Source organism: Flavobacterium croceum DSM 17960 (assembly GCF_002917885.1).
Classification (GTDB): domain Bacteria; phylum Bacteroidota; class Bacteroidia; order Flavobacteriales; family Flavobacteriaceae; genus Flavobacterium; species Flavobacterium croceum.
The window spans coordinates 1-9,206 of the sequence record NZ_PQNY01000029.1 but is presented as its reverse complement, the minus strand read 5'-3'; the positions used below and the strand labels follow the sequence as shown (position 1 = coordinate 9,206).

Sequence of the window (9,206 nt, the reverse complement as noted above, 5' to 3'; positions counted from 1 at the left end):
GCTAAATTGAACATTCGGTTTTCAAAAGAAGTTTAGTTCTAAAAAGAAAGTAAGTGCTTCAAATCCGCCACTTCGCCAAGCTGCAAAACGTTAGCCGTCAGTTTGGCGGAGCGCTCAAAAAAACATAGAATAAAATAAATGATTACAACTAAATATATTAATTTTACTAACTTAAATTCAAAAAAAACTTAAAATTTAAACTATGACAAAATTCAAAAAAATTATTCTTGTACTTCCCGTTATCTTTTTCGGATTATATTCTTGTAGTAAAAGTGATCCAACTCCAGAAACTGTAACTGTTTCAATAGAAGGAAAATGGCAATACACAAAAGTTGGAACAATAACAAATAATCAAGAAATACTTACAGATTACCAGCATACAGCAGGTTGTACTAAAGATTACATCGAAATACTTGCTGGTGGAATTCTTAAAAGTCACGAATTTAACAATCCTAATTGTCAAGAAACAATTAGTACAGGAACTTGGACTAAAAACAATAATTCTGTAACAGTATCTTATCCAAATCAGCCAACTCTTAATGGTGAAATAATGGAACTTACAAATACGACACTAAAAGAGAAGTTTTTTAATTCAGGTATTACTGATGTTGAAGTATTAACTCGAATTAATTAAAAAAATAAAACCGAACGGCTAACAGCAGTTTGCAAAAATGGCGGGTTTTGGGCTTAATTTAAAGTTGGTTTTGTACTTGCAAAGTCAGTGAAAAACCGAAAGTTTAGGCTTCCTTAATCCGCCACTTCTGCAAGCTGCGAAACGTTGTGAGAAATGCTTTTTGACGTCTGTGCTTTAAGAAAAGTCTTGGAATTTTAATATAATTTAATAACTTTGGAGAATGGAAAATATATTAAATGAACCAATTGAAACTTACAACCAAACCGGATTAGAAATCTCTAATTATCAGGCTTCTAAAAAGTTGTATCCAATTCTAAAATGGGCAGGCGGAAAAGAACAAGAACTAAAATATATAATTCCAAGATTACCCGAAAATTTTTCAAATTATTATGAACCATTTGTTGGTGGCGGAGCTGTATATACTGCATTGCAAGCAAATGAGTATTTTATAAATGACAAATCAGAAGAATTAATTTCACTGTATCGTAGCATTACTAACGAAGATAGAAAAGTATTTTTTCACGCAACTGAAGAAATAATTCACAATTGGGATTTACTAACTTTTGTAACAGAAAAAAATGCTGATTTTTTTATAAAAACCTACAAAAGTTTCTCTGAAAATCAAATAACTGAAACTAAATTAAAAGATATTCTTTTTGAATTCATTCTAAAAAATGCAGAACAATTTAATGGAATGTTTTCTACAATATTTAATTTCAATATTGAAAATTTTATCAAAGAAATAAAAGTAAATTTAGTTCGCAAAATAAAGCGAATGAAAGAACTTGAACTGCTAAAATCAAAATTACCAGATAATGACATTTTAGACAATATTGAAACTGCATTGAAAAGTGCATTTTATATGCACTTTAGACATATTTACAATAACACAGAAAAATATAATATTCAGAGTGCTTTTAAATCTGCTATATTTTTATTCATAAGAAACTTTGCATATAGTGGAATGTTCCGTTACAATTCAAACGGAGATTTTAATGTTCCATATGGAGGAATTGCATACAATAGAAAAAACTATTCTAAAAAAATTGATTATCTAAAAACAAAAGAATTAAAATCACTCCTTGAAAACACAAAAATAGAAAATCTTGATTTTGAAGATTTTTTCAATCTTCACAAACCTAAAAAAAATGATTTTATATTTCTTGACCCACCATATGACAGCGAATTTAGTACTTATGCTAAAAATGAATTTACAAGAATTGACCAAGAACGTCTAGCCAATTTTATGATAAATAAGTGCGAAGGAAAATGGATGATGATAATAAAAAACACAGATTTTATTTTTAGTCTTTATGACCAAAAAGGATTAAATATCAATTCATTTGATAAAAAATATTTAGTTAGTTTTATGAATAGAAATGATAAAGATGTTGAACATTTAATAATCACAAATTACTAATGAGCGAAAGAATTTACGAGAACGATTTAAGATTACCTGCTTTATATTTAATTAGTATGAGAAATGGTAATATAAATACATCAGAGTTATCCAATATGTTGAGAGATATTTTAAAACCATCTGGTGATGATTTAGAAATATTAGCAAATCGTTCTGATGATTATTTTTCTCAAATTGTAAGGAATTTAACTGCTAGTAAAAGACCTTTTGTCAAAAATGGTTTTATTGCGAGAGATTCTAAATCAGGAAGTCCTCTTTTTATAACTGAAAAAGGACACTTGTATTTAAGAGAACACAGACTTGAACTTAAATATCTTTTGACAAATGATTTCGAATATAATGACATAAAAGACAACCTTAAGAAAATTGAAAAAGGAGAAAGAAAAGTAGAAACTTTTGATGAAAACATAATCATTTCAGAAGGAATGAAGAGAGTTACTGAAGTTGCGATGTATGAACGTTCAAAAAAATTGAGAGATTATGCGATACAATACTTCACAGTTGATAATCGTATTAGTTGCAATTGCTGTACTTTCAACTTTTCAGATTTTTATGGTTCAGAACTTGGAGCAGGATTTATAGAAATTCATCATACAAAACCTATTTTTACATATGCAGATGAAGATATAAAAAACACTTTAGAAGTTGCAGTAAAAAATCTAACACCAGTTTGTTCAAATTGTCACAGAATGATTCATCGTAATTGGAGTAAACCACTTGAAATACAACACTTGATAGATAATGTAAACAAATTCGGAGTATTTTCAAGATTTTCTAAATAATAAGCACTTCTCACAACAGCAGTTTGCAAAAATGGCGGGTTTTGGGCTTAATTTAAAGTTGGTTTTGTACTTGCGAAGTCAGTGTTTAACCGAAAGTTTATGCTTCCTTAATCCGCCACTTCTGCAAGCTGCGACACGTTACCAGCAATGCCAGTTACCGCTTCGTTAGAACAACCGTAATTGACTTTTAAAGTCATTAAAACGCTTTTCTTGTTTCTCATAATATTCTTGGTCTATTTCAAATCCTACAAAGTTGAACCCTCCTTTATACGCTGCAATCCTACTGCTCCCACTCCCTAAATGGGTATCTAAAATCAAATCATTTGGCTTTGCGTAATTAAGAAGCAGCCAATCATATAATTTAACAGGTTTTTGAGTTGGGTGTATTACATCATCAATTCTTGAAATACCGTCTACTGTAATTTTAATGTGATTTAATTTTTTATCAAAAGATGTCCAAGCAAGTTCGCCGTGAGAATATTTCGTGTTATTATGTGAAAACTTTTGCCAATATACCCATCCTCTTGATGGTTTTAAATGTTCTGTCATATAATTACCCCCCCAAATTATTTGATTTTTGCTTACCCTCATAAGCTCATCAAAGTATTCTTTTAAAGGTATTGCGGTATCCCACCTTTTTTTACCATACATTTTGTTTTTAGTCGTTCCTGTGTCGTGGAATTGTAATTTATCATCAATCCCATAAGGCGGGTCAACTATTGCCAAATCGAAATGGTTATCGTTAAAGCGTTTTAATGCCCGTACACAATCTTCCAAATAAACCTCCGATGAAGGCACTGCTGGTAACACGTGCTTTGCAAAAGCGGGGGTTACCGTTTTCAAATGGACATTATCGTTAAAAATATCTTTCATCTTTATAATTAAATTTAGTGGTTAAAAGCCCCGCCTTCGCAAAGCACCATACGTTACAAGAAACCTTATGAGAACGAAACGGATAAAAAGGACGATTAAAAAGAAGTAAGCGTGTAAAATTAAACGTGAAGCCAACGTATAGGCATGTTAAAAATATAAGAAAAAACACCATTTAATAATAATTTACTTTTACATTCGTTTTACATTTAAGTTTTGATTAACGAAAACGGCAGATTAATATTAACAAACTTAACGTGGAAGTCTTTGTCCTGCCAGAAGATGGAAACACCAACTAAAATTATGAAAAATGTATTTTTTTCTTTAGCATTTATGCTAATCGGTTCATTTGCTTTTGCAAATAATGGTTTATCTAACCAAAAATCAGTGATTTCTAACGAAATTGAAAATGTTAAATCTAAAGTGATTGACATTAAAACTTTTTCTGAAATGCTAAAAGACAGCAATTTTAAAATTGTTAAAATTGTTAAAATAGACAAGATGATTGAATTTACTGATAGTTGTGGTAACGTGTGGAATGTTTATTATGATAGTTCTGTTTATACAACCATTGGTGCCGTAATGACTGCTGCTGCAATCATTGAAGATCTTACAGGATGTTAAATTAACTATAGATATGGCTGGTAATCAGCCATATCTTTTTCAATATTAAAACAAATAAAATTATGAAACTTAAGTTAATATTTATAATAATGTTTACATTTTTACTAAACATTACACATTCGCAAAATAATCTAAAAGATACTTTAAAATACGAAATCATTTATAACTTATCATATCAAGAGAATAAAGAAGATACTATAAATATAAAATCTGAGGAAATGATATTAAAAATATCTAAAAATTTTTCCTATTATATTAGTAGTAACAATCTAAAGCTAAGAAATATGTTAAATGGTCTGCAAAATTCAGATGAAACAACAATAATAAAATCAAGACCTAAATCTAAATTTTTATTTACGATTATTAAAGATTATAATAATGACAAAATAATATTTTCTGATAGGATAGGTCTAGATATTTATAGTTTTGAAAAGCAAATGAACAAAATAGATTGGGTGCTACAAAACGAAGAAATTGAGATATTAGGTTATAAATGTAAAAAAGCAACTGCATCATTCGCTGGAAGAGATTATATAGCTTGGTATTCTACTGAAATTAGCATTTCAGATGGTCCTTATAAATTTCAAGGCTTGCCTGGTTTAATTTTTTCAATTTATGATACTAATAATCATTATAAATTTAATATTTTATCTTTAAAAAAGGATAACACATACTTTGATACAAAAGATGAAATTTTTAATCATATTAAGATATCAGAAAAAGAATATAAAGAGCTTAAAAGAAAATATAGAGAAAAGCCTTCTTCAATGTTGAATTCTGGAGGTATGACTTTTCCAAAAGAATTACTTGATAAAGGTGATCAAAGAGCGAAAGAAAAATTGAAGTATGAGAACAACCCTTTAGAACTAGAAGATTGATGAAAAAAATTTTGTGGATTATTATTCTTTTTAGTAATTGTGTCTTTTCTCAAATTGTTATTAAGGGAAAAATTGAAGATAAAAACGGAAATACAATTTCTAAAGCGAACGTATTGATTTATAAAAAGGCTACCGAAAACATTATTACATATAATATATCTGATAATAATGGTAATTATTCTATTTCATTTCCATCATCTTACGAAGAAGTTGATATCCAAGTAAGATGCATGGGTTATGAAACCATAACCGAAACTATAGAAAACAAATCAATAAACAAAAATTTTACTTTAATAGAAAAAGTTTTTGAATTAAAAGATGTAGTTGTAAAATCATCACCAATTAGACAAAAAGGAGATACAATCAAATATTTTGTGAATTCTTTTTCAAAAGAACAAGACAGAAGTATTGGAGATGTATTAAAACGTATGCCTGGCATTGAAGTTTTGAGTGATGGTAAAATTCTTTATCAAGGAAGACCAATCAATAAATATTATATTGAAGGTTTAGATTTGCTTGAAGGCAAATACAATTTAGCTAATGAAAATTTACCTTTTAAAGAGGTTACTCAAGTTCAGATTTTAGAAAATCATCAACCTATTAAAGCGTTAGATAGTTTAAAATTTTCTGACCAAGCGGCTCTAAATATCAAACTTAAAAATGCTTATACCTTCACGGGACAAGCTCGTTTAGGTAGTGGCTTTAGTCCATTGCTTTGGGATGCAAATATTACACCAATGCTATTTACCAAAAAAAAGCAAATGCTTACAACTTATCAAGCAAATAACACAGGCGATAATGTGGCATCACAATTAAAAAAACATACCATTGAAGATTTACTCAATCAATTTGAAAATAATTCAGAAAAAACAGATTGGTTAGGCATTCAGCAATTAGCTACACCAAATTTTTCAGAAAAAAGATGGTTAGATAATAACATTCACTTGTTGTCTGGCAACTATTTACATAAATTAAAAAACGACTATGAATTGCGTGTAAATTTATCTTATTTGAATGATTATCAGCAACAAAATGGGTTTACGAATACTGAATTTATCACACCAACAAACACCATTACTATTTTAGAAGAAAAGCAAAATCATTTTTTTTTCAATTCATTGCAAACTAATTTAACATTACAAAAAAATGCAAGCAAGAATTATTTTAAAAATAGTTTAGAATTTCAAGGTTTTTGGGATAGTCAGAGAGGAACTATTTTGTTAAACAACCAACAATTAAAACAACAGTTAAGTAACGAATTTTTTAGAATTTCAAACCAACTAAAAACCATTTTTCCTTTGGGTAAACAAATGATAACTTTAAATTCTTACATAGGTTTAAACAAAACACCCCAAACATTAAATGTAAACCCAGGTCAATTTGAGAATTTAATAAACAATAATCTACCATATGATGAAGTTACACAACAAGTTGATTTAAAAACATTTTATACTAATAATTCTTTTGGATTTACAAAACTAATAAAAAGATTTTCTGTAGAAACAAAAATTGGCTTTCAAATAGAAAATCAACAACTTAATAGTGAAATTCTAACTTCGGAAAACTTTAATTTAGTTAATGAATTTTCAAATAATTTAGATTGGTTTCGTTCTAAATTTTATTTAAATATTACAACTCAATATAAAAAAGATAAATGGCGATTTGAGTTAACAACACCAATAAATCATCATAACTTTCAAATCAAAGACACCCCTTTGCAGTCATCAGAAAATCTCAATCAGGTAACTTTTGAGCCGAGATTATCAGCAATCTATGACGTAAACTCATTTTGGAAAATTAATTCTTCAATCAATTTTACCAATCAATTTGGTACAATAAATCAAATACATTATGCTTACATTTTACAAAATTACAGAAACTTACAACGCATAAATGCACCAATTCCTCAAATTACTAATCAAAATTTTTCTATAGGGATTGCCTACCGTAACCCAATTAAAACGCTGTTTTGGAATGTAATGTACATGAATAGTAAAAGTGTAAATAATTTACTCTATCAAACTCAAGTTTCGACTAACGGCGCCTCTGAATTAAAAGCAATTGAACAAGATAATAACAGAAACAATCATAATATTTCAACAAGAGCAAGTAAATATTACAGCAAAATAAAATCTAATATTACCCTAAATGCAACCTTTAATCTTCAAAGTTTTCAACAATTATTAAATAACAATTTAACAGATATAAAAAATCAAAGCTTGGTAGTTGGTAATAAAATTGATACAGACATTACTGACAAGATGAATGTTGAATATCAAGCTAACTGGACATTTTCAAAAAATAAAACTCAAAACCAAGATAATCCAACAGTAACACAACAAAGCCATATTTTAAATTTAAACATTTATCCAGCAAAAAATCAATATTTTGCAGTAAAATCAGAATATATCAATAACAATTTATTTACAGAAAGAACCGAAAATTTATTCACAGATTTAATATATAGATATACAATTTCTAAAAAGAAAATAGATTTAGAATTTCAATTATCAAATCTGTTTAATACAACAAATTATAGAACAATAAACATTAGCGATTTTAGTTATGTAGAAACAAACTTTAATTTAAGACCACGACAAGTTTTGTTTAAAATTAGATTTACGTTATAATAAAAAAGTATAAATTTGTATTTTATAACCAATTAATTTATAACACTATGGCTTCAACTTCAGAAACAGGGCACAATAAAAATGTGGCAAACTTTAGTACCGCTTACCAAATTTTAGAAGAAATGGGTACGCTTTATAATCCATCAAACGCAAAAATTCAGTTAGTAAACCTCTACCCTATTCGTACATCATTACAAACTGTAATTACAGAACTAAACTATAAAAAACCAATTTATAAAAATGCAGTTTCAGCTCGTGAATTGGCTATTGCACCTCTTGGAAAACTAATGACAAAATCTTCAAATTTTGCAAAATCATTAGACATTTCAACCACAGATAAAGAAAATATAACCAATCAGGCTAAAAAAATTCGTGGCGACCAAAAACCAAAATCAGTAAACCCAGAAACTACAGAAACAGATGGTATTTCAACTTCTCAAATGAGTTATGACAGCCGTATTGCTAATTTAGACACATACACCACTCAATTAGCTTCACATCCAGAATACGCACCAAACGAAACAGAAATACAAATTGCAAGTTTAGAAGCATTGCATTCAAATTTGGTTACATTAAGTCAAGCAGTAAACTCAGCAGGGAATGCCTTAATAACTGCAAGAGCAAACAGAAACAATATTTTATATAACAATGAAACTAATGTAATACAATTAATTAAAGATGTTAAATCCTATTTAAAATCATTAGGAGATGCAGGAAAACCATATTACAACGCAATCGTAAAACTACAATTTAAAGAAACAAAATAAAAAAGAGATAAAATAAAAGGGCTACCGCCCTTTTATTTTATTCTTTCTATTTTCAACAATAAGCCATAGTAAAATACTAATAATCAATCATAGATTTATAATAACGTAAGGTAAAACAATAATAACAAATAGTAAAAACTAAATAACAAACCTGCAATCCCTATTATTAACCCTGAAAATTCTAATAACACATAGTAAATTAATAATAGCAAACCTGCAATTCCTATTAACGTATCCGCAAATCCTAATATTGAACCTGAAAAAACTAATGATGAATAGTAATACCCTAATAACGCACCTGAAAAATATAATAATAAAAAGTAAAACACTAAATACAAACCTTAAATAAATTAGAACAGACAAATAAAAGGCTTCTTGTAACAGCGGTTTCAAGAAATGGCGAGGCACGGGATTTATTTGAAATCGGAAAGGTTATTAATTTAAAGTTTTGTCTATATTTGTAGTGGCTTGGTCTTGGTTCATCGCCACTTCTTGAAGCCGCGACACGTTGTGTGTCAGTTTCGGAAGAATAAACGCCGCAGACAACAATTCGGAAGAAAAAATATCAACTTTTTTGTGTTTTTTTAGAGACTTTTAACCA

8 protein-coding genes are annotated in these 9,206 nt (G+C 28.4%); 7 read left to right on the top strand and 1 reads right to left on the bottom strand.

Annotated features, from left to right (window positions below):
- Nucleotides 1-202 precede the first annotated feature (202 nt).
- The 3 genes from Q361_RS12595 to Q361_RS12585 all read left to right on the top strand — a co-directional run bounded on the left by Q361_RS12595 (nt 203) and on the right by Q361_RS12585 (nt 2,836).
- Nucleotides 203-634, top strand: a complete 432-nt coding sequence (locus tag Q361_RS12595; protein WP_103727091.1) for a lipocalin family protein — start codon at nt 203-205, stop codon at nt 632-634.
- Nucleotides 635-854: 220 nt separating this feature from the next.
- A complete protein-coding gene (locus tag Q361_RS12590; RefSeq protein WP_103727090.1) occupies nt 855-2,054 on the top strand; it encodes a DNA adenine methylase in 1,200 nt (399 codons plus the stop codon).
- Nucleotides 2,054-2,836 (top strand): HNH endonuclease, encoded by a 783-nt coding sequence (locus Q361_RS12585; protein ID WP_103727089.1) that lies wholly within the window; start codon nt 2,054-2,056, stop codon nt 2,834-2,836. The genes Q361_RS12590 and Q361_RS12585 overlap by 1 nt, the downstream gene beginning before the upstream one ends.
- Nucleotides 2,837-3,001: 165 nt before the next feature.
- On the opposite strand, the gene Q361_RS12580 is transcribed toward Q361_RS12585, so the two are convergent.
- Nucleotides 3,002-3,562 (bottom strand): DNA methyltransferase, encoded by a 561-nt coding sequence (locus tag Q361_RS12580; RefSeq protein ID WP_211290382.1) that lies wholly within the window; start codon nt 3,560-3,562, stop codon nt 3,002-3,004.
- A 447-nt stretch (nt 3,563-4,009) separates the two neighbouring features.
- Between Q361_RS12580 and Q361_RS12575 the strand changes: the two genes are divergently transcribed.
- The 4 genes from Q361_RS12575 to Q361_RS12560 all read left to right on the top strand — a co-directional run bounded on the left by Q361_RS12575 (nt 4,010) and on the right by Q361_RS12560 (nt 8,605).
- The gene (locus Q361_RS12575) at nt 4,010-4,330 is read left to right on the top strand and encodes a hypothetical protein (protein ID WP_146047026.1); all 321 of its coding nucleotides are present in this window, start codon (nt 4,010-4,012) and stop codon (nt 4,328-4,330) included.
- 62 nt (nt 4,331-4,392) lie between these two features.
- Nucleotides 4,393-5,208: a GLPGLI family protein gene (locus Q361_RS12570; protein WP_103727086.1), complete on the top strand. Its 816-nt coding sequence runs from the start codon at nt 4,393-4,395 to the stop codon at nt 5,206-5,208.
- The gene (locus tag Q361_RS12565) at nt 5,208-7,838 is read left to right on the top strand and encodes a carboxypeptidase-like regulatory domain-containing protein (protein WP_103727085.1); all 2,631 of its coding nucleotides are present in this window, start codon (nt 5,208-5,210) and stop codon (nt 7,836-7,838) included. Before Q361_RS12570 ends, Q361_RS12565 begins: the two co-directional genes overlap by 1 nt.
- Nucleotides 7,839-7,885: 47 nt before the next feature.
- On the top strand, nt 7,886-8,605 hold the full coding sequence (locus Q361_RS12560; protein ID WP_103727084.1) for a hypothetical protein: 720 nt from the start codon (nt 7,886-7,888) through the stop codon (nt 8,603-8,605).
- Nucleotides 8,606-9,206 lie beyond the last annotated feature (601 nt).

What these genes read in the sequence shown, in the direction of transcription:
- Q361_RS12560 (WP_103727084.1), top strand. Translation starts at nt 7,886, where the DNA reads ATGGCTTCAACTTCAGAAACAGGGCACAATAAAAATGTGGCAAACTTT.
- Q361_RS12565 (WP_103727085.1), top strand. Translation starts at nt 5,208, where the DNA reads ATGAAAAAAATTTTGTGGATTATTATTCTTTTTAGTAATTGTGTCTTT.
- Q361_RS12575 (WP_146047026.1), top strand. Translation starts at nt 4,010, where the DNA reads ATGAAAAATGTATTTTTTTCTTTAGCATTTATGCTAATCGGTTCATTT.
- Q361_RS12595 (WP_103727091.1), top strand. Translation starts at nt 203, where the DNA reads ATGACAAAATTCAAAAAAATTATTCTTGTACTTCCCGTTATCTTTTTC.
- Q361_RS12585 (WP_103727089.1), top strand. Translation starts at nt 2,054, where the DNA reads ATGAGCGAAAGAATTTACGAGAACGATTTAAGATTACCTGCTTTATAT.
- Q361_RS12590 (WP_103727090.1), top strand. Translation starts at nt 855, where the DNA reads ATGGAAAATATATTAAATGAACCAATTGAAACTTACAACCAAACCGGA.
- Q361_RS12570 (WP_103727086.1), top strand. Translation starts at nt 4,393, where the DNA reads ATGAAACTTAAGTTAATATTTATAATAATGTTTACATTTTTACTAAAC.